We start from the raw sequence: 20,027 nt of genomic DNA, 5'->3' as shown, positions 1-20,027 counted from the left end.
CATGCGGATCGCCGTCTTCACCGGCAGCCGGCCCGGGCCGGAGTCGCACCGGAGGGCCGCCGCGCACCTGGCCACGGGCCTGGCCGAGGCCGGCGTCGGGGTCGTCTACGGCGGCGGGCACGTCGGGCTGATGGGTGTCGTCGCCGACGCCGCCCTGGCCGCCGGTGGCGAGGTGGTCGGGGTGATCCCGCAGCACCTCGTCGACGACGAGCTGGCCCACCCCGGCCTGCCGCGGCTGGAGGTCGTGGCCTCCATGCACGAGCGCAAGGCGCGGATGGCCGAGCTCTCCGACGCCTTCGTCGCGCTGCCCGGGGCCGCCGGCACGCTCGAGGAGCTCTTCGAGGCCTGGACCTGGGGGATGCTCGGCCTGCACGCCAAGCCGGTGGTGCTGCTCGACGTCGACGGGTTCTGGCAGCCGCTGCTCGCCCAGCTGGGCCGCATGGCCGACGACGGCTACCTCGAGCGGCGCCGGCTCGACGCGCTCGGCGTGGTCACCGACGCGGCCGGGCTGCTCGCCTTCGTCGAGGGCTACCAGCACCCGCCGCGGAAGTGGGCGCCCACCCCGCCCTAGGACCAGGTCGGAGCGGCGATGCCCTGCGCCTCGGCCTCCAGCTGCCAGGCGCCCTTGCCGTCGATCGACTCGCGGATGACGTCGGCGTGGCCGGCGTGCCGGGCCTGCTCCTCGATCTGGTGCAGGAGCAGCCAGCGGACGGTGAACACGGTGCCCTCGGGCAGCCAGCGCGCGACGCCGTCGGGGACCGCGACCACCCGGTCCAGGTCGCGCTCGGCGCGCACGGCCTCCTCGGTCTCGCGCGCCACCTCCGCCTGCCGGTGCAGCAGGACCTCCACGGTCTCGCCGGGGGCGACGGTGAACCCGGCCATCCACTCGGCCTGCGGATCGCCCTCCACCGCGTGCGGACGGCGCCCGACCCGCCCGGTGAGATTGGCTCGCTCGCCCTGGGTCACGTGCTTGAGCAGCGCGGACAGCGACAGCTCGCTGGCGCTCGGGGTCGCGCGGGCCTGCTCCTCGGTGAGCCCGTACAGGGCGTTGCGCAGCGCGGTGCGCTGGTCGGCCAGCAGGCGCAGCAGCAGCTCGCGCTCGTCGGGTGCGGTCACCCGGCCATCCTGCGCCGGGATCGGGCGGCGGGACAGCGCCCGGCTGGCCGCCGGCCGCGGCGCTGCCTAGCGTCGCCCCCGTGGAGCGCTGGGACGTCGTCGTGGTCGGGGGCGGCCCGGCGGGCGCGGCGGCGGCGCTGGCCGCGCGGCGCGACGGCGCCTCGGTGCTCGTCCTCGACCGGGCCGACTTCCCGCGCGACAAGGTCTGCGGCGACGGCATCGCCCCCGAGGCACTCGACGTGCTCGCCGGGCTGGGCGCCGGCGCCGCCGCGCTGACCGCCGGCTACGCGCCCGCGCCGCGGCTGTCCCTGCGCTCGCCCGGCGGAGCGGCGGCGGAGCGGGCCACGCACCGGCCGTCGTCGGTGGTGCCGCGCGCGGTGTTCGACGCCCGCGTGCTCGCCGCGGCCCTCGACGCGGGGGCGGTGTTCCGGCGGCACGCCGTCCGCCGGGTCGCGCCGGGACCGGACGGCGTCGACGTCGACGGGGTGCTCACCGCCGGGGTGCTGGTCGGGGCCGACGGCGCGGAGTCCGTCGTGCGGCGGGCGCTGGGCCTGCCGCGGAACCCCGACGACCGGATGGCGGTGGCGCTGCGCGGCTACGCGCCCGAGCTGCCCGGCCAGGGCGGCACCCAGGTGCTGGTGACCACCGAGCAGCGCTGGCCTGCCTACGCGTGGTCGTTCCCGCTCGGCGACGGGCGGGCCAACGTCGGCTACGGCGAGCTGGTCTCCGGCGGGGCCACCCGGGCGGCGCTGGTGGAGGGGCTGCACCGGCTGCTGCCCGGGGTCGAGCCCGAGGGGCTGCGGGCGCACCGGCTGCCGCTGTCCACCGGCCGGCCGCGGCAGCCCGACGGGCGGGTGCTGCTGGCCGGCGACGCGGCGTCGCTGGTCAACCCGATGACCGGCGAGGGGATCTTCTACGCGGTGCTGTCCGGGGCGCTGGCCGGGGCGGCCGCGTCGGCGGGGGCGGCCGCGGGCGCGGTGCACCGGAGGGCGCTGCGGCGGCGGCTGGGCGCGCACCACCGGTCGGCGTCGGCGGCGTCGTGGGTCAGCCGGTGGCCCCGGGTGATGGACGCGGCGTTCCGCGCGGCGGCGGGCGACCAGCGGGTGTTCGACGACGTCGTGGCGCTGGGCCTGGCCGACGGCCGGCTCACCGCCCGCACGCTGGCGGCCGCGGCCCGGCACCTGCGCTGAGCCGCCGCTACGCGGGGGCGACCTCGACGCGGCCGCGACCGGCGCGCTTGGCGCGGTACAGGGCCCGGTCGGCGGCGGCGTAGAACTCGCGCATCCCGACCGCGGCGCCGCGGGCGTGCGCCACCCCGACGCTCACCGACATCGCCAGCAGGCTGCCGTCGGGGAGCGCGAGCGGCGTGGACAGCACCGTCCCGAGCACCGACTCGGCGCGGGCGACGGCGACCTCGGCGGTGCACCCGGGCAGCAGGACGGCGAGCTCGTCGCCGCCGAGCCGGGACAGGACGGCGTCGCCGGCGCGGATCTGCCGCCGGATGATCCCGGCGAGGTGGACCAGCGCGTCGTCGCCGACGGGGTGGCCGTGCTGGTCGTTGATCTGCTTGAACGAGTCGACGTCGAGCAGCAGCAGGGCGGTGCCGTCGGCGCCGGCCGGGCCGGTGAGCGCGACGGCGAGCGCATCGTCGAAGACCCGGCGGTTGACCAGGCCGGTGAGGGTGTCCACGGTGGCCTGCTGCTCCAGGGCCTCGACCAGCCGCTCCTGCACCGCACCGGCCCGTTCCAGCATCACGGCGACCACGGCGAGCACGGTGCCGAGGAGGAGGGCGTCGCTGACCGCGTTCTCGACCGGCACCAGGTGCAGCAGCACGGTGGCGTTCGCCGCCACGGCCAGGGCCGTGACCAGCGTGACGGCCGCCCGGCGGAGGTGGGCGGCCGCCCACAGCACCGGGAACGCGAGGAAGGCCTGGGCGCCGGCCGACGGGTCCTCGGTCACGAGGTTCAGCCCCGCGACCAGCAGGACCCCGGTCACCGCGAGCAGGGGGAACACGCCACAGCGGTCGAGCCGCTCGGGCGCGAGACGACGGCACACGACGGCGCTCGCGACGAGGACGGCGACGACGATCCAGCACGCCGCCAGGGTCAGCGGCGAGGCGGCGTTCGCACCGAAACCGTTGACCGCGGCGAGGGCGCCCGCGGAGATGCCCAGCACGAGGACCAGCGAGCGGGCGGCAGCGCGCGGCTGCCGGGCTCTCAGTCCCCGGTGGATGGCCACACCCGCTCTTCGGCAGCAACGGCCCCCGGGATGAGCCGACCCACCCACAGGGGTGAGAGGAACCCGGCGGGGCCGCGGGACGCGCCGGGCACCTCCGCGGGGTCAGTCGCGCCGGTGCGCCTCGGCGGCCGCCGTCCGCACCACCGCCCGGAGCCGGTCGGCCAGGCCGGGCGGGCAGCAGTCGGGGTCGACGAGGACGTCGTCGGCGCCGGCCGTGAGCAGCCGCGCCCGGGTGGCCCGGTCGGCGTCGTCGCAGAGCACGAGGACGGCGGTCCCCGGCACGGCGCCCAGCTCCGCCACCCGGTCGACGGCGTCCCGGCCCCGGCCGGTCACGAGCAGGACGGCGTCGGCCTCCGGCGCGGCCGCCCCCGGCACGACGACGGGGAGGCCGTCGCGCAGCAGGACGCCGCGCAGCGCCCGGCTGCGGGCGTCGTCGGGCGCGGCGAGCAGCACGACGGGCTCCCGGCCCCGCCCCGCGGACCGGTCCCCGGCGGCCTGCAGGACGGCGCCGGCGGCGGCGACCGCGCCGGCCAGGTCCTCGGGCGGCACCGGACGGGCGAGGTGGTGGCCCTGCAGGTGGTCCACGCCGAGCTCGACCAGCCGGGCCGCCTGCACGCCGGTCTCCACGCCCTCGGCGGTGACCTCCAGGCCCAGGCAGTGCGCGAGCGTGACCATGGCCGTGAGGATCGGCTGGTCGTCGGCGCCGTCGCCGATCTGCTGCACGAACGAGCGGTCGATCTTGATGCCGTCGACGGGCAGGGCCTGCAGCCGGCCCAGGGAGGAGTAGCCGGTCCCGAAGTCGTCGATGGCCACCCGGATGCCCGCCGCCCGCAGCTCGTCGAGCTGGCCGACCACCCGGGGCCCGGCCTCGAGGAACACGGTCTCGGTCACCTCGAGCAGCAGCTGCCCGGGGCGCACGCCGGTGCCGGCCAGGACGCCGAGGACCGCCGTCGCGAAGTCCGGCTCCCGCAGCTGCACCGGCGAGACGTTGACCGACACCGACCGGCGCCGGTCCGCCGCCAGCCAGCCGGACAGCCGCAGGCACGCGGTGCGCAGCACCTGCTGGCCGAGCGCGCGCACGAGCCCGCTGCGCTCGGCGACGGGCAGGAACTCCGCCGGCAGCGCCAGGCCGCCGGGGCGCGGCCAGCGCACCAGCGCCTCGACCCGGGTGGCCGCGCGGGTGCGGACGTCGACCAGCGGCTGCAGGTGGACGACGAACCCGTCGTCCTCGAGCGCCTGCCGGAGGCCGGTCTCGACGTCGGCGCGGGCGAGGACCGCCGTCGACATGGTCGGGTCGAAGACCGCGTGCCGCCCCTTGCCGGCCTGCTTGGCGGCGTACATCGCGATGTCGGCCTGCTGCAGCAGCACCTCGGCGGGGACGTGCTCGCCCCCGGCGCTGCGGGCCAGGCCGATGCTGCCGCTGGGCACCAGCTGCCGGTCGCCGAACCGGACCGGGGCGTCGAGGGCGGCGCTGATGCGCCGGGCCACCTGCTCGCCGTGGTCGGCCTCGGCCAGGACGACGGCGAACTCGTCCCCGCCGAGGCGGGCGACCGTGTCCTCGGGCCGGACGCACCGCGTGAGCCGCTCGGCGACCTCGACCAGCAGCCGGTCGCCGGCCTGGTGGCCCAGCACGTCGTTGACGTCCTTGAAGTCGTCGAGGTCGATCAGCAGCACGCTCACGCCGGCGGGCGAGCGCGCCTCGAGGGCGTGGGCCAGCCGGTCGGCGAACAGCGCCCGGTTGGCCAGCCCGGTGAGCGGGTCGGTGAAGGCCAGCCGGCGCAGCTGCTCGGCCTGCGCGGCCAGCTCCGCGGCGGCCCGGGCGGCCGCCAGCTCGGCCGCCTTGCGCTCGGTGACGTCGGTAGCGGTGCCGTGGACGCGCACCTCCGCGCCGTGTGCGTCCCGCTCGACGGCGGCGCGGCAGGCCACCCAGCCGGTGCTGCCGTCGGCGCGCAGCACCCGGTGCTCGAGGCCGTACTCCTCCCGGCCGGCGCGGACGTCGGCGAGCAGCCGCACCAGCTCGGCCCGGTCCTCGGGGTGCACCCGCGCCAGGTAGCCCTCGACGGTGGGCACCAGCGCGTCCGGCGGCACGCCGAAGATGCGGTACATCTCGTCGGACCAGGTCACCGTGTCGGTGACGACGTCCCAGTCCCACCGGCCCAGCCGCGCCACCCGCTGCGCCTCCAGCAGCCGCCGCTCGCTCTCCTGCAGGCGCGCCTCGATCGCCACCCGCTCGCTGATGTCCTGCGCCGTGCCGACCAGGAGCACGGCGTCGCCCGCCTCGTCCCGGGTGACCGACCCGCGGGCGCGCACCCAGATGAGCGCGCCGTCGCCGCAGACGACCCGGTGGTCGAAGTCGAACACCCCGCCCGCGCCGAGCGCGGAGAGGATGGCCTGCTCGGCGCGGCCCCGGTCGTCGGGGTGCACCATCTGCATGCAGAGCTCGAAGGTCGGCGTCACCACGGCGGGGTCGAGCCGGTAGACGGCGAACAGCTCGTCGCTGAAGGTCACCGCGCCGGTGCGGACGTCCCACTCCCAGCTGCCCATCGCGGCCAGCCGCTGCGCCTCGGCGAGCCAGCGCCGGCTGCGGGCCCGCGCGAGGACCGGGTCCTCGGGCGCGGGGTCCTCGGGCGTGGGGTCCTCGGGCGCGGGGTCCTCGGGCGCGGGGTCCTCGGGCGCGGGGTCCTCCGGCGCCACGCCTCCGCTCATGCCACTCCCCGGACCGGTCCGACTCGGATCTCGTGCGGAGGGGCAGGCTAAGGGACGGGAGGGGCGCGCAGCACCCGGTCGGTGCGCGCGAGCGGAGGGCGTGGGATTCGAACCCACGATGGGTTTGACCCCATAGCGGTTTTCAAGACCGCCGCCATCGGCCACTAGGCGAGCCCTCCCCCGAGCTCCTGACCTGCGGACACGTCCGCGGGACGGGAGCTTGGGGTGTTGACGCTACCCGCGCCAGCCACGGGACAGCCACGGGCCGGAGACGATGCGCCACTGTTCGCCACTGCCCGTGTGCTGTTCACCACTTGGTGGGGGATCCGGCCGGATCCGACTGACACGTGCGACGGCGTCCACACGGTGCGCCGCATGAGCAACAGCAAGGGCGCCCTGACGCCCCTCCACAGGCCCCGCCACCTCGTGTGGCTGACCATCGTCGACGTCCTCGCGGACCTCGGCATCGACCGCGGCACGTTCGACAAGTGGCGGAAGCGCGGCGTCGGCCCGCGGATGAAGCAGCTGCCGAACCGCACCTGGCGCATCCGCGGTGACTGGTACGACGCCTGGCTGGCGAACCTGCCCGGCGAGGACCCGTACTTCGACGGCGGCGCGGCGGTGGCCGCGTGAGCCGCCGGCGGGACTGGTCGCCGACCGGCGTCCTCGTCCCCTGCGGCCGGGTCAAGCTGTACCGGCGCACGGTGCCGGCCGACTCCAACCCGGAGAAGGTCATCGTCCGCATCACCGGTCAGCAGGGTGAGCGCAAGGAGTCGTTCCCCACCAAGACCGCTGCGAAGGGCTACTTCAACCGGCTGACGGCCGCCGTCGTCAACGGCGAGGACTTCGATGCTGGCAGCTTCGCTCCGGCCGGCTGGGGTGCACCGGCCCCGGTGCAGGCCCCCTCACCGGGGACCACCGCGCGCTCCGAGACGTGGCTGGAGTACGCCTGCCGCCACATCGACGAGATGGCCCAGGAGGGCAGCAAGGCGAAGACGAAGAAGTCGCGGAACGAAGCGCTCAAGGTGGCGGTGTGGACCCTGGTGGACGACACGCCCGACCACCCCGGCCGGGACGCGCTCAAGGCGTACCTCGAGGTGGAGCTGCAGGCGGTGCGCGTCGACCCGGCGCTGCCGCCGTCAGCGAAGACGGCCGAGCGCGCCAGGGCGCGCGAGGAGCGGCTGGCTGCGCTCGCCGAGCAGGTGTTCGCCCGTCGGGGCGTCTTCCTGCCGCGGGCCGAGGTGCTGGCGGCCGGACGGTGGCTCCGCGAGCACTCCCGGACGGTGGCGAGCACCACGCCTACCGACGCGGACGCGGTGCTCACGGCGTACAAGTTCAAGCTCGACGGCGGTCCCACGGCGGGGACGACCCGCAACCGGATGCGGAACGTCCTCCACAAGGCGCTGGAGGACGCCGTGGTCGCCGGGCTGCTCGACGCCAACCCGATGGACCGGCTCAGCCTGCGCAACTACGCCTCGGCGCGGGTGCGCACCATCGACCGCAACGTCGTGATGGACCCCGTGATGGCCGAGGCGTTCCTCGCTGCCGTCGAGGACCCCTACCTGGCCCTGGTGGCGCTGATGGTGCGCGAGGGGCTCCGCCCCTCCGAGGCAGTCGCGGTCCGCGACTCCTGGCTGACTCTGCCGCGCGACGGCTGGGGCGAGGTCGAGCTGGAGCACGCCGTCGTCGCGACCGGGGGGAAGTGGTCGGAGGAGGAGACGGCCTACGACGAGAACCCGCTGAAGTGGTCCGACCACACCGACAAGCCCGAGACGCGCGTGGTGCCTCTCAGCCCGGAGACTGTCGCGGACCTGCGGGCACACCTGGTCAAGCACGGCGTCGGTGAGGACGGGCGCCTCTTCAGCGCGACCCGCGGTGGCCCGGTCAACCCCTCGCTCATGGGCCGTGTGGTCACCGCGGCGCGCGAGGCCACGTTCGCCGACCCCGCTGGCCCGTTCTACGTGCCGAAGAAGACGCACGCGCTGCGGACCCTGACCGCGTACCTCTGCCGGCACACCGCCGCCAGCCACGCGCTGAACGCCGGCGTCCCCGTCAAGGACGTCGCGGACCGTATGGGGCACGACGTGCCGGTCCTGCTCAAGGTGTACGCGTCCGTCATCGACGCCGACCGGGCCATCGGCAACGAGCGGATGGACGACTACCGGGCGAAGCACCGGGCCGCTGCCCGGAAGCTGGCCGGCTGAGGGGCAGCACTGGCTACTCGGTACTACAGCCGCACCTCGCTGACCGGCGCAGGTGGTGGCCCGCGCTGGGCGGCGACGCCGCGTCGATGGGGCTGTGAGGGTTGTGACGGTCATGAGCCGACTGCTGCCGCGGCGCCCACAGGCACCGTCCGGCCATGACCGCGCTGACCACGAATCCCCATGACCGCGACCCGCTCACCGCGGCCGTCTTCGCCGCGCTGCGCCGTCTGCCGGTGCAGCGCGGCGCCGGCGCGGTCGGCACCCGGCTCGCGGCACTCGATGAGCCGACCGGCGGCCAGACACCGGTCACCGAACTGGCGGGTACGCCTCCGGGAGCTCAGCCGCTTGGTCGCTGACTGCACCGGCGGCCCCCGCGGTCAGCGGCGCGAACAACCGCTCCAGCTCACGCAGCACCGCCGGCGCCAGCCCGTCCTCCACCTGCTCCGCCATCGCGGCTCCCTCCGTCAACCGACACGGTGGGCGCGGGGCAGGCAGGCAGAAGGCCCCGTCCATGCGGACGGGGCCTTCTGCGGCGGGCCGTGGCGTCAGGCTGCCCGGTGCGCGCGTCCCCGACGACCCGCAGGGCTTGCTCGCCGGGTAGCAGCCGCCCGCAGTCCGGCGGGCGACGCGTGCAGGTCGCGGAGCGGGCCACCTCGGCGACCGTGCGCGCTGTTCTCCCTGGTGGGGCCGGGAGTCTGTCGTTACGATCACCGCCCGCCGCCCCACCGGGCGGCTGTGAGCCTAATCGCAGTCCGCCAGAGAGGACCCCCTGTGACCAGAGGTCAGGAGCACGTCAACCGCAGCCACGGGCAGAAGATCCGCCGCACGAACGAGGCCGTCGCTGCGCTCACCGAGGGACACGAGCAGGTGGCTGCGGTCCTCGGCCAGCACGACCGGGACATCAAGTTCCTGAAGGCCCGGGTGGCGGAGTTGGAACGCGAGCGGTCGCGCAAGTAGGTCGCCTCGTCGGCCCACCGCAGAAGGCCCCGACCATGCGGTGGGGGCCTTCTGCGGTGGGCCGTGGTGTCAGGCGGCCCGGTGCGCGCGTCCCTGATGGACCCGCAGACCGTGCTCGCCGCGCAGCAGCCGCCCGCAGTCCGGGCACGCCACGGGCGCTGCTTCGGCGACTCGCTCGTGCACCTGACGCACGTGCGCTGCCAGGTCCAACGAGGACCCGAACACCTTCGGGCAGCCGTACGCGCAGACCTGGGTCCCGGGCCGGCCGTGGGCGGTGGCGACGTGCCGCTTCAGCCCGCCGGCGCTGGTGGTGCGCCTGTCGCAGCCGGACTCCGGGCAGGTGTAGACGGTGACCTGCTGCGCGGGGCGCCGGGAGGTGGACCCGACGACGCCGTGCCGGTGCCGACGGTGCACTCCCAGCGCGGCCGGGGTGGGGAACGAGCTGCCGCACTCCCGGCACGCCCGCGCCGCCGCAGCGGTGAGGTCGATCGGCTCGGTGACGTGCAGAACGCCGACGTGGCGCAGGTGCAGCCGGACCCGGGACGGGTCGAACCCGCGCCCCCGGCCGGTGGCCGGGGCGATCTCGATCCGCTCGACCAGGTCGCCGATCAGCGCGCGCCGCTCCGACTGGGGCATCGCCTCCCACCGGTCGACGAAGTCGACGTCCACCTCGGCGACCGTTGCCGGGACCTCCCGCAGTTGCTCCAGCTCGGCGATCTGGGCGTCCAGCGCCTTGACGTCCCGGCCGATGTCCGCACGCAGAGCCGCCGAGCGCGCGGCGCGCATCTCCTGGCGCAGGTCGGACATCTGCCGCTGCAGCTCGGCCAGCAGTGCCCCGACATCGGTTGCGTCCGCCGACGCCGCCGCGCGGGCGCGCCCGTATGCCTCCCGCAGCGCCTCCTGCCAGCGCGGGTCGGCCGCGATGCCGAGCACGGTCAGCTCGACGAGCCGGTGCAGCCACCGGGCGCTGATCGCGTTGCCCGCGCACCGCCGCGGGTCGGCCTCGGCCAGGTTGTTGCTGGTCCGGCAGGCGTAGGAGGCCGAGTTCGAGGTGACCACGCCCGGTCCGTACATCCGCCGGCCGCACGGCTCGGCGTCGACGCGGTGCGCACGGCAGACGACCAGTCCGGCCAGCAGCGCCTCCGTCGCCGGGCGGCGACCCCCTCGGGGACCAGCCAGGCAGGTCTGCAGCCGGTGCCACCGGTCGTCGGTGACGACCGGTGGGTGCGGCCGGTGCCGCCGGCCGTCGACCTCCAGGATGCGGAACCGCTCCTTGCCGACGCCGACCACATCGAAGCCCTGCAGCATCGGGTTGAGCAGGATGCGCTTGAGCCCGGTGACCGTCCACGCGATCGGCTCGACCGAGCCGTCCGGCAGCCGGCGCGACCCCCGCGGCGAGGGCACCTGCTGCTCGTTGAGCCAGCGGACCACCGCCGCGACCGACCAGCCCAAGTCGACGATCTTGTCGATGGCGGCCCGCAGGTGCGCCACCTCGGCCGGGTCGAGCTCGAGGGTCTTGTAGCCGTGCGCGTCCAGCACCGGCACCCTCTTGCCGTCCGCGGAGGTGGTCATCGCCTTGCGGAAGCCGTAGGTGATCGCGCCGCCGCGCCAGCCGCCGCGCTCCTTCGCCAGCGCCTTGTTCTCCCGGATGCGTGCGCTGGACAGGTCCGAGGACTGCTGGGCCAGCATCGCGAACAGGTGGGTGCTGAGCTGCTGGGTCGGGTCGGCGGTGTCCAGGTTCTGCCCAACGCAGTACAACCGGACCCCTGCCTCCCGCATCTCGCGCAGGGCGACGAGGATGGCCTCCAGGTTGCGGCCGAACCGGTCCATACGGTGAACCAGCACGACGTCGTACTTCGACAGGTCGGCCAGGATCCGGCGCAGCAGTTTGTGCTTCCCGTCCCCGCGCCAGGCCGACACCACCTGCCGGTAGACGTCGCCGCCGTCCTCGGCCAGCCGCAGGTCGCAGACGTAGCTGCCCGGCGGCAGCCCACCCAGGTACTGCCGGTGGGCGTTGTGCTGGACCTCCATGCTCTTGGTGTCCTCGTCGTGCCGGCTGCGCCGCTCCAGCAGCGCGATCCGCACCGGTCGGCCGAGGAACCGGGCCAGCTCGATCAGCGGCACGTACCCGGTCATCGTGCGCTCCGCGGCGATCTGGGTGAACGTGCTCACCGCCGGGCCTCCCGACGGAGCTTCGCCGCCGCCATGCCGGCCCGGGTCCGGCGGGCGTGCTCGGCGCGCTCGTGCTGCCGGTGAACGTCCAGCATCCGGTTGACCAGCACGTCCTGCGAGGACGCCGCAGCGACATCCTCCTGGTCCGCGGACAGCCGACACACCGGCAGCGTCTGGACCGGCGGCACCGTTCGCCGCTGGACCTGACCGACGTCCGCCCGCATCCGCAGCAGCGCGAGCTGGAACCTCGCCTGGGCCTCGCTCTCCACGTGCCCGGGCGTCGCCACCCGGACCCCGTGGGTTGCGAGCACCTCCTGGACCTCCACCAGCCGGGCCAGCCGCCGGGCCAGACGGTCCATGCCGGTGACCACGACGATGTCCGCCGAGCAGACGGTGCTCAGCGCCCGGGCGCTGATCCCCCACGACCGGGACTCCGCGACGACCTGGACCTCGGTCCACCCGTGCTCGTGGGCGGTCTGCCGCATCGAGGCGACCTGCCGGTCGAGGGCCGCGGGGTCCTCGCGGGCGACGCGGGCGTACAGCACGATGTGGTGCGGCTTCGCCGCGGTGATCTTCGACATGGCAGTCTCCTTCGCTCGGTGCCGGAACGGGGGGCACCGTGCGCGCCAGACCGCGGACGGCAATCACCGAGCACAGATCTGCGGCGGAGGACACACCAGTTGGCATTTCCCCACGTGCAGTTGCGGCCTGACCTGCGCAAACGTAGAGTCAGCACGACTTCCGCCTCGCCCCTCGCAGGGCACCGGCGCCGCCCCCAGTGGCGAGGACTCGGGTCGACGGCAAGCCTGACGCGGTGGCGCTTCTCGTCCTCGGACCGGCCTGGTCCACCGATGCCGAGCCGTTGATCGACGCCGGACGGTTCCCACTCGGCGTCGAGACGGCCACCCTCACCAACGCCGCCCGGCTTGTGCCCCTGGTCAACAGCGGTACCGCGCACGCGCGGTACTACCTGCTGCACGCGGCGATCGCGGCCACTGCTCCGGCCCGCGCCGGGGACGCAGCCGGCATCGAGGCCACCCGGATGAAGATCCGGCGTGCCGAGATCGTGCAGGCGGCCGTCGCGGTGCGTCATGCCACCTCGAAGGATCACGTCACCGCGGTTCCCTACCGGGACGCGCACGGCGCGCGGGCCGTCGAGCCGGCCGTGGCCGCGGGACTCGTGGACGTGGGTGCGCTGCTGGACAGCTACTCCCGCGCGCGCAACGGCTTCTTCGCCGCCTACCGCGGCGCCGAGATCGAAGCCGGGCTGCTCGACCCCCGCAACGGCACGGTGCTGCCGGGGCCGGTGCCGCTACCGCTGTCCGAGCTGCCCGGGGTCACCTCCTTGCTTGACGCGGCCGACCAGGACCGCCTCGACGTGGCCGCCATCGACGGGCTCCTTCCCGACGCGTGCCTGTGCCAGGTTCGGCACGGCCCGGAGTTCCGTGTGCTCGACCGGCTGCTGCTCGACGCCGAGCACGGCCCCGGTGGCCGGGGCGTCCCGCCACCGATCCGAGCCGCGCGGCGGCGCACCGCGGCCAGCGCCCGGCTTCTCATGCACGCACTCGACGGTCGGGCCGCCGGTTCGGCGCCGGGCGCCGCGATGGCCGACCTCTGCTACCGCTCAGCCGATGAGCTGACCGCCGTCCTCGGCGACCAGCTCGCCGAGTGGGCCCTTGCCTGGCGAGGCGCGCTGCTGCGCAACGCCAGCGTCACCGCCTGGCGCTGGATGTGGTGGTGGCTCACCGACCAGCTCGCCCAGCAGCCGCGCTCCGAGGATGGGCTGGCCCGCGCTCTCGCGGACGCGCTCGTGGCCGGCGCCGGCGAGGACTGCACCGTGGCCGACCTGCTGCAACGGCTGCCGCAGCATCGCGACGGCGCCCGCCTGCTCGACGTGGAGAACGACCTTCTGCACCCCGACGGGCCGAGCAGCGAGAGCTGGGACCCCTGGGACTACCTGCAGGTCCTCGCGCTCGGCGCCCGCCGGCTGCCCGAGGTCGACGGCCCCGCCCGTCGCCCCTTCCTGGAGCACGGCGAGCTGTCCCCCGCCGTCTTCGGGACGTGGCTCGCCGATCGCCACGACATGCCGCTGTCCCAGCTCGCCGGTGACCTCACCGACCTGTTGCTGCGCCAGGCGGAGAAGATCAGCCAGGCGCGCATCCGGTGGGAGAACAGCCGGCTGCGGATCCCGACCCGGCTGCGGCGCGTCGGCGAGGTCCTGTTCCTCGCCGGCGCCGAAGGCAGCGCCGAACCCGGTCTGCGGCTTGAGCGGCTGCGGCAACTGCTCCAGGAACTGGGCTACCTGACCCAGAACGGTGACCTCCTGACGTGGGGTTCTCCGGCGCAGCAGCGGTGGACCACATGACCCGCCCGCCGCTGCAGGCCCTCACCGCGGGCAGCGGCCCACCGGCTCTGCTGCGGTCCCGCGTCATCCTGCCCGCCGACGAGGTCCTCGTCGTCACCTACAACGCCGACTTGCGCTTCTTCGAGCGGGTTGGGCTGCCCGAGGCCCGCGCGGCCGGGGCCCGCGTCACCGTCATCCGCGACATCGCCGCCGAGCAGGTGTCCGCCGACGCCGTCCGGCACGCCGGCGTGCACTACACCGACGTCCCCGTCCGCTGCCGCTCCGACGGCGAGTTCCATCCCAAGCTGCTCGTCGTCACCGGTCCTGACCGGACCCTGGTCGCCGTGGGCTCCGGCAACGCGAGCACCAGCGGCTGGCACCACAACGGGGAGCTGTGGACCATTCTCGTCGCCGACCCCGACGACTGGCCGACCACCTTCCACGACCTCGCCGGGTGGCTGACCGACCTGCCCCCGCTGCTGTGGATCGACGACTTCGGCCGCGACCGGCTCGCCGCGGTCGCCGCCGCCCTCACCGCCCACCCGGCCACCACGACCGGGCCGCGCCTGCTACACAACCTGCGCACGCCGCTGATCGACCAGCTCCCCGCGCCCACCGGCCCCGTCACCCACCTCACCGTGGCCAGCCCCTTCCTCGACACCCGCGCCCGGGCCTTGCACCGGCTCACCGGCCACCTCGACCCGCAGGCCGCGACTCTCGCGCTCACCGAGAACGCCCAGGCCGACGCCGCCACCCTCGCCGCCTGGGCCGCCCGTCCCGGCGCGGAGATCCGCCCCATCGACGCCGACGGGCGGTACTTCCACGGCAAGCTCGTCCAGTGGAACGACGACCACGGCCGGCACACGCTCACCGGCAGCGCGAACGTCACCGCCGCCGCACTGCTGCGCAGCACCGCACAGCCCCACGGCAACTGCGAGCTGGCACTGCTCAGCGACCTGGCCGCCGACGTGGACCTCACCCCCGACCTGGGTGAGCCGCTGACCGATGCCGACGCCGTGCAGGAGCAGCTCACCGACGAACCACCCCCCTCCGAGCGCGACACCGCCACACCCCGCCTGCTGCGGGTCCTGCTCGACCGGCCACTCGTCCGCGTTACCCTGGTCGCCGACGGGCCGTCCACCGGGTGGGCCCTCAGCACCCGCGACGGTCGCCGCTGGCCTCTCGTCGCCGATCCCGCCGACACCGGGCAGATCCACCAGCTCACCGCAGACGCCGACCTCGCCGCCGGCGCCCTGTGCTGGGTCGAGGCCGAGGGGCACGCCCGGCTTGGGCCGGTCCGGGCCACCGATCCCGACGCCGTCACCTCCCGTCCCGGCCCGCGCAGCCCTCTGGAGGACGCCGGCCTGGACCGCGTACTCGCCGACCGGCGCCTGTCCGAGCGGCTCTTCGAGGCGCTGCTGGCCCTGGCCGCCGCCCGGCCGGCCGCGCTGCCCGCAGATCTCGGCAGGGCCGTCACCGGGACGCTGCGCTGGCGCCGTACCGCCGAGCGGGCCGTCGGCTCCGCCCTCGTCGCCCAGGCCCTCGGCCCGGCACGCCGGCCCGCCGATGCCGCCGATCCCGACGCCGACGCCGACGACAGCGCTGCCGTTACCACCGACCCCGGCGACGCGGTGTCCGAGTACGACGAGAACGACGACGCGAGCCTGCTCGGCGACGACGAGCCCGACGTCGACACCGGGCTGCTCGACCCCCTGCAGCAGGCCACCGACCCGGTCAGCACACTGCTCGCCGACCCCATCACCGCCGCGCGCCTGGCCCGGTCCATCGCGCGCCGCGTCCCCCAGGCCGCCGACTGGGGACCGGTGGCCCTGCTGGGGCTGCTCGACCTGACCCTCATCGTCGCCGCCGCCGGCGGCTGGCCCGACCGCGAGCGCGCGGCCGACGCCGTCGGCGACGTCCTCGACCTCGTCCTCGACGCCCCCGCCGGCGACGACGACGTGCAGGCCGCGTGCGCCGCGGCCACCCTGGTCGCCCTCGCCGTGCTCGCCAGCGTCGTCGACGACTGGGACGACCCCGACGACTCGGCCGCCGCCGCCTACGAGCGGCGCCGACTGCGCGCGCGACTGACCCCAGAGGCCATCGATCCCGACCGGGTCGCCCACTACGCCGCCGACCTCGCCAACGGCCTCGGCCGCCTGCTCACCGTCGACGCCATCCTGGACGCCGCCGAACACCTGCTCACCACCAGCACAGCGGACCGCGTACTCGAGGGCATGCTCCGCCAGGACGACGGCCTCCAGCGGCCGGTCCGACGGCTGCTGCAGGTCGAGGCGCCCCGCAGCCCGTACCCCACCGCGATGCGGCTGCTCAGCCGCATCGCCCACCTGCACCCCATCGCCGTCCTCGCGACCGGGCCCGCCGGCACGGTTCACGCCGCCTGGTCGTCCCAGACGCTGCTCCTTCAGCGCAGCACCCCGACCGGGACGCCGATCAGCGGCAGCCAGCACCGGCTCCCCGTCGGCCCCGGCGCCTACACCACCAGCCCTCCCCCGACCGCCTTGCGCCGGTGGCACGGACCCATCCCCGACGACCTGGCCGCACATCTGCGCAGCCACGAGCTCATCGCCGGCGAGCGGGCGTCCACCCCACTGGCGGCCGCGCGCCCGTCCGGTCCTCCTCCGGACTGACTGGCGCCGCGACCGGGCCCCCTCAACCCCACCCCGGGCGTTCCCCGGCGGCTGCCGTACCGCAGGACGGACCCGCGACGATCCTCGCGATCTGCCGGGCTGTCCGAGGCTTCCTTCACGATCTTGGTCGGTCGCGCCAGCCGGCGGGACCCTACGCACCGATCGTGCCCGGTCCGCCCTCGCGTGGGCCGAGAGAGGAGCCGGGTGTACTCCGGTCAGCGCACCAGGACCTTCCGCCTGCCAGGGGGCGTCCTGGTCACGGTGGTCCCGCTCAAGGGTGCCGCCAACGAGGCTCTGCTCAGGGCCGCGGCGACCCACGCCAGCCTGTACCTGCTGGTCGGGCTCGTCCCAGCGGACCCCGAAGACCCGTGGAACGTCGACCCTCCGAACTGGGCCATCTATGTCGGCATGTCCGCCGAGTTGCAGGTGCGGCTCCGCGCCGGGGTCTCGCTGCGGCAGTGGGCCACGATGCGCGGACTCAACCCGCGGCTGGCCATCCTCATCCGCCGGGAGCGCCGTCCGCTGTCGGCCGACGTCACCGTGCTTGCCGAGACGCTGCTCATACGGGATCTTTTCACGGCCGACCGCTGGGTCATGCTGAACTCTGTCGCCAGCTGCCCCACCGTTGCCCGCCGACTCCCGCGTCACCAGGTGGCCTACACCCTGCACCTGGTCACCACGCTGCTCGACTTCCTCAACGGGAGGGTGCTGCCCCGTGGCACCGGTTCCATCCCCATGTTCGGACCGTCCGCGGGAAGCATCCGCGAGCAGCTGGTCCGCCTGGTACGCACCTGCGCCCGCCCGATGACCTCCGCCGAGGTCGTCGCGGAGGCGACCGCCCGCGGGATCCCGATCGACCACCACGGGCAGCCGACGCAGACCGCACGGAGGGACCTGACGACGAGGGAGCGGCGGGGCGCCCGTGGCCCGGTGCGGGTGCACCACACCTACGTGCGCGGGCCCTCCGGCCGGCGCGAGGCGCTCTTCTACCTGCCGGGCGTCGCACGCCGCGACGCGCTGCGGCAGTGGCAGGGACAGCGGGACATCGGCGTGCAGCGGCCGCGACCCACCCGCCGACGCTCCCGGCGGCCGTAGCGGCCGCCCTCCAGGGGGCCGGCACCTCGGCGCCGGCCGGGGCGTCCCGCCATCCGGCGTAAGTCGCCCCAGCTTGTGGCCGGTCAGTCGCTGCGGGCCCGCACCGGACGCGCGGAGCTCACCGACCTGCGACTGCTCGACATCCCGGGCCGAGCGGCCAGCCTCGTCGGTCACCGCGGTCACCCCGTCATGGTCAGGAGGCCGCATCGCCTCCGGCACTCAGCCCTCGCCGCCAAGCCGGTCCGCGCAGCCGGATGACGACCGCGTCGCGATGACGCGGCCGGGCGGCCCCGGGTGTCGCACCCGGGGCCGCCCGCGGTCCCGAAAGTCAGGGCCGTGCCGCCCAGCTCGCCGGGAGCACCGGCGACGTCAGCGGGAGGCCGTCCTTGAGCCTGAAGCACGTCAGGCAGTTGGCGTCGGCCACGGCGCCGTCGTGTGCCCAGGTCAGAAGGGCGTCGAGGAAGACGCCTTCCAGCACGCTCCAAGCGCCGGGGTGCCGGGCGGCGAGGGCGTCCTCGACCCCGAGCATCGAGGACACCCAGGTCCCCTCGTCCGGCCCGGAATGGGCCTCTGCGCGGATGTAGCGGGCCGCTGCGACCCGCCAGGTCGCCGCGAGCCGGTGCAGGTCGCGGCGCCGGTGGTCGTCACTGCGTCCGGTGACCGGCGACGCAGCGGACAAGATGGAGTTCGACGACACAGGCCCTCCAGTGGGCATGGCCGCAGCGGCAGAGGACAGTCCCCCGCCCGTCCTGCGGGGGCGGGCTGACATCCGCCTCGTGGCGGACCCTGTGCGCTGCTCCTCGACCCACAACCTCCGCGGCTCAGGCACTGCGTCCACCCCCGCCGAGCACCCAGAGCGCGGCGACCACGCCGCCAGCCCAGATCCCCTCCGCGAGGCCGGTCACGGCAGCCCACTCGTCGTCGGTGAGCCTGTACGGGCCGCACATCTCGTACAGCACCTCGAGGAACTCGGCCGCCTGCGACGTCAGCAGCCAGCTCGATCCACTGCAGCTGACGCCGAGAGCCCTGCAAGGGCAGGTCCGTCCCTCGACCGTCAGACCGCAGCTGTAGCAGGTACTGCACACCGCGGGCGGGTCGACCGCGACGACGTCGCGGATGTCGACGCAGCCGGCCGCGACGGCCAGGCACTGGGGATCGCAGGCGGCGACGGCCGCGCCGTCGCCGAGGGAAACCAGGAGCATGGAAGCCTCCGAGTCGGCCGGCTGCCCGCCGGCGAGGAACCGCTCGAAGATCTCGCAGCGGCGCCGGCACGGTGCGCCACCGGCGGCCGAGCGCACTCGACTCAGGACCTCGTCCGGGAACGACGCCTCCACAACGCCGAGCGGCGCCACCCGGGTGTCGGGTGGCGCCGCATCGAATGAGGCGGTGTCAGGGGACGTCCGAGGGCAGCGCCTCCTTCGGGTCCACACCGGCGACGGCCACGTAGTGGCCACGCCGGGGTGAGGCGACCTGCATCTGCCGCTTCATCTGCATCAGCAGCTGGCGCACGGCGTCGTCGGTCAGGCCGGTGGCCTCGGCGATGGTCTTCGGCCCGCCGCCCTCGGGGTGCGCGTCCAGCCAGGCGAGCACGAGCTGCCGCGACTCGGACAGCTGGCTGCGCTCGTCGGTGCCGATGACGCTCCACCGCAGTGTCTCCGGGTCGCGCTGGACGACGAACTCGGACTCCTCGGCGTTGCGCGGCCGGATGCTGAGGAGGCCCTGGCCCGCGGCGACGTGGCGGCTGAGCACCGCGTTGCCGTCGGTCACCGCGGTCATCCCCTGGCTGCCGCTGATCTTCTGCATGACGTCCTCGCCCCCGTCGCCCTTGCGGGTGTGGTGGACGGCGACGAACAGCGTCTTCGGCCACTGCGTGGCCAGCTGCGCCAGCGGCGCGAGGGTGGCGTACTCCTCACGGTGCCGGTTGACGCCGCGCGTCTCGGGCGCCACCGCGGTGTAGGTGTCGATGACGACCATGCGGGGGTCGTCGGCGCGGCGCAGCCACCGCTCGGTCTTCTCCTCGAGTCCGCCGCCGAGGGGCGGGCTGCTGTACGCGATCGTCAGCCCGGAGGACGGCTGCCGGCCCTCGTGCATTGAGATCATCCGGTCGCGGAACGAGCGCCTGCCCCCCTCCAGACCCAGGTACAGCACGTCGCCCGGCTCGACCGGGTAGTGGCCCCAGGCCGGCAGCCCCTGTGTGATCGACACAGCCAGGTCCTGCAGCAGCATGGACTTGCCCACCTTCGGGTCCCCCGCGACGAGGAACAGGCCGGCCGGGATGATCTCGCCGACGACCATGTCCACCGGCGGCAGGTCCGCCGCCATGAGGTCCGCGGCCGTCTCCAGCTCGAAGTCCAGCTCCGGGTCGAACTCCAACATCGTGATCTCCTGATGCGTTGCACCGCCTAACGCGGCGGGCCGCCCGTTGCGGCCGCGGAGACCGGTCCCGGCGACCGCAGCGCCGTCAATCAACCGGCCGACAGCGCCCAACGGGACACGCTCACGACGCTCACTTCCCTGACGTTGCGCTGTCACGTGAACGGTGTGAGG

17 protein-coding genes and 1 tRNA gene are annotated in these 20,027 nt (G+C 75.0%); 9 read left to right on the top strand and 9 right to left on the bottom strand.

The window, feature by feature from the left end; genetic code table 11:
* Position 1: 1 nt before the first annotated feature.
* Positions 2–571 carry an LOG family protein gene (locus ACI8AB_RS16945; protein WP_456951073.1) on the top strand — a complete coding sequence of 190 codons (570 nt, stop codon included), beginning with the start codon at positions 2–4 and terminating at the stop codon, positions 569–571.
* Here the strand turns inward: ACI8AB_RS16945 and ACI8AB_RS16940 are convergent.
* Positions 568–1,116, bottom strand: a complete 549-nt coding sequence (locus ACI8AB_RS16940; protein WP_456951072.1) for a mycothiol transferase — start codon at positions 1,114–1,116, stop codon at positions 568–570. The genes ACI8AB_RS16945 and ACI8AB_RS16940 overlap by 4 nt on opposite strands.
* Before the next feature lie 80 nt (positions 1,117–1,196).
* On the opposite strand from ACI8AB_RS16940, the gene ACI8AB_RS16935 reads away from it, so the two are divergent.
* Entirely contained in the window at positions 1,197–2,306 is a 1,110-nt protein-coding gene (locus ACI8AB_RS16935; protein WP_456951071.1) for an NAD(P)/FAD-dependent oxidoreductase, read from the top strand.
* Between the two features lie 7 nt (positions 2,307–2,313).
* On the opposite strand, the gene ACI8AB_RS16930 is transcribed toward ACI8AB_RS16935, so the two are convergent.
* From ACI8AB_RS16930 to ACI8AB_RS16920, 3 genes are all read right to left on the bottom strand, one after another.
* A complete protein-coding gene (locus ACI8AB_RS16930; RefSeq protein WP_456951070.1) occupies positions 2,314–3,354 on the bottom strand; it encodes a GGDEF domain-containing protein in 1,041 nt (346 codons plus the stop codon).
* Positions 3,355–3,456: 102 nt separating this feature from the next.
* Positions 3,457–6,060 carry an EAL domain-containing protein gene (locus ACI8AB_RS16925; RefSeq protein ID WP_456951069.1) on the bottom strand — a complete coding sequence of 868 codons (2,604 nt, stop codon included), beginning with the start codon at positions 6,058–6,060 and terminating at the stop codon, positions 3,457–3,459.
* Positions 6,061–6,152: 92 nt separating this feature from the next.
* Positions 6,153–6,239 (bottom strand) — tRNA-Ser (locus ACI8AB_RS16920).
* Between the two features lie 196 nt (positions 6,240–6,435).
* Here ACI8AB_RS16920 and ACI8AB_RS16915 point away from each other — a divergent pair.
* The 4 genes from ACI8AB_RS16915 (at position 6,436) to ACI8AB_RS16900 (ending at position 9,221) form a co-directional block, all read left to right on the top strand.
* The gene (locus ACI8AB_RS16915) at positions 6,436–6,693 is read left to right on the top strand and encodes a helix-turn-helix transcriptional regulator (RefSeq protein ID WP_456951068.1); all 258 of its coding nucleotides are present in this window, start codon (positions 6,436–6,438) and stop codon (positions 6,691–6,693) included.
* The gene (locus ACI8AB_RS16910; protein WP_456951067.1) at positions 6,690–8,264 is read left to right on the top strand and encodes a tyrosine-type recombinase/integrase; all 1,575 of its coding nucleotides are present in this window, start codon (positions 6,690–6,692) and stop codon (positions 8,262–8,264) included. Before ACI8AB_RS16915 ends, ACI8AB_RS16910 begins: the two co-directional genes overlap by 4 nt.
* A 155-nt stretch (positions 8,265–8,419) precedes the next feature.
* Positions 8,420–8,620, top strand: coding sequence for a hypothetical protein (locus ACI8AB_RS16905; RefSeq protein ID WP_456951066.1), 201 nt, complete (start codon positions 8,420–8,422; stop codon positions 8,618–8,620).
* Positions 8,621–9,035: 415 nt separating this feature from the next.
* Positions 9,036–9,221 carry a hypothetical protein gene (locus ACI8AB_RS16900; RefSeq protein ID WP_456951065.1) on the top strand — a complete coding sequence of 62 codons (186 nt, stop codon included), beginning with the start codon at positions 9,036–9,038 and terminating at the stop codon, positions 9,219–9,221.
* Positions 9,222–9,290: 69 nt separating this feature from the next.
* On the opposite strand, the gene ACI8AB_RS16895 is transcribed toward ACI8AB_RS16900, so the two are convergent.
* Positions 9,291–11,393, bottom strand: a complete 2,103-nt coding sequence (locus ACI8AB_RS16895; RefSeq protein WP_456951064.1) for a recombinase family protein — start codon at positions 11,391–11,393, stop codon at positions 9,291–9,293.
* Positions 11,390–11,974: a recombinase family protein gene (locus ACI8AB_RS16890; RefSeq protein WP_456951063.1), complete on the bottom strand. Its 585-nt coding sequence runs from the start codon at positions 11,972–11,974 to the stop codon at positions 11,390–11,392. The genes ACI8AB_RS16895 and ACI8AB_RS16890 overlap by 4 nt, the downstream gene beginning before the upstream one ends.
* 233 nt (positions 11,975–12,207) lie before the next feature.
* Here ACI8AB_RS16890 and ACI8AB_RS16885 point away from each other — a divergent pair, with 233 nt between their 5' ends.
* From ACI8AB_RS16885 to ACI8AB_RS16875, 3 genes are all read left to right on the top strand, one after another.
* The gene (locus tag ACI8AB_RS16885; RefSeq protein WP_456951062.1) at positions 12,208–13,758 is read left to right on the top strand and encodes a hypothetical protein; all 1,551 of its coding nucleotides are present in this window, start codon (positions 12,208–12,210) and stop codon (positions 13,756–13,758) included.
* A complete protein-coding gene (locus tag ACI8AB_RS16880; RefSeq protein ID WP_456951061.1) occupies positions 13,755–16,385 on the top strand; it encodes a hypothetical protein in 2,631 nt (876 codons plus the stop codon). Before ACI8AB_RS16885 ends, ACI8AB_RS16880 begins: the two co-directional genes overlap by 4 nt.
* Positions 16,386–16,589: 204 nt before the next feature.
* Positions 16,590–17,480: a hypothetical protein gene (locus ACI8AB_RS16875; protein WP_456951060.1), complete on the top strand. Its 891-nt coding sequence runs from the start codon at positions 16,590–16,592 to the stop codon at positions 17,478–17,480.
* Between the two features lie 328 nt (positions 17,481–17,808).
* Here the strand turns inward: ACI8AB_RS16875 and ACI8AB_RS16870 are convergent, their stop codons facing one another.
* The 3 genes from ACI8AB_RS16870 to ACI8AB_RS16860 all read right to left on the bottom strand — a co-directional run bounded on the left by ACI8AB_RS16870 (position 17,809) and on the right by ACI8AB_RS16860 (position 19,856).
* Positions 17,809–18,177 carry a hypothetical protein gene (locus ACI8AB_RS16870; protein ID WP_456951059.1) on the bottom strand — a complete coding sequence of 123 codons (369 nt, stop codon included), beginning with the start codon at positions 18,175–18,177 and terminating at the stop codon, positions 17,809–17,811.
* 124 nt (positions 18,178–18,301) lie between these two features.
* Entirely contained in the window at positions 18,302–18,832 is a 531-nt protein-coding gene (locus tag ACI8AB_RS16865; protein WP_456951058.1) for a hypothetical protein, read from the bottom strand.
* A gap of 37 nt (positions 18,833–18,869) precedes the next feature.
* Positions 18,870–19,856: an AAA family ATPase gene (locus ACI8AB_RS16860; RefSeq protein WP_456951057.1), complete on the bottom strand. Its 987-nt coding sequence runs from the start codon at positions 19,854–19,856 to the stop codon at positions 18,870–18,872.
* Positions 19,857–20,027: the final 171 nt, after the last annotated feature.

It is taken from the genome of Geodermatophilus sp. SYSU D00698 (genome assembly GCF_054050335.1).
This window is presented reverse-complemented; position numbering and strand designations above follow the sequence as displayed.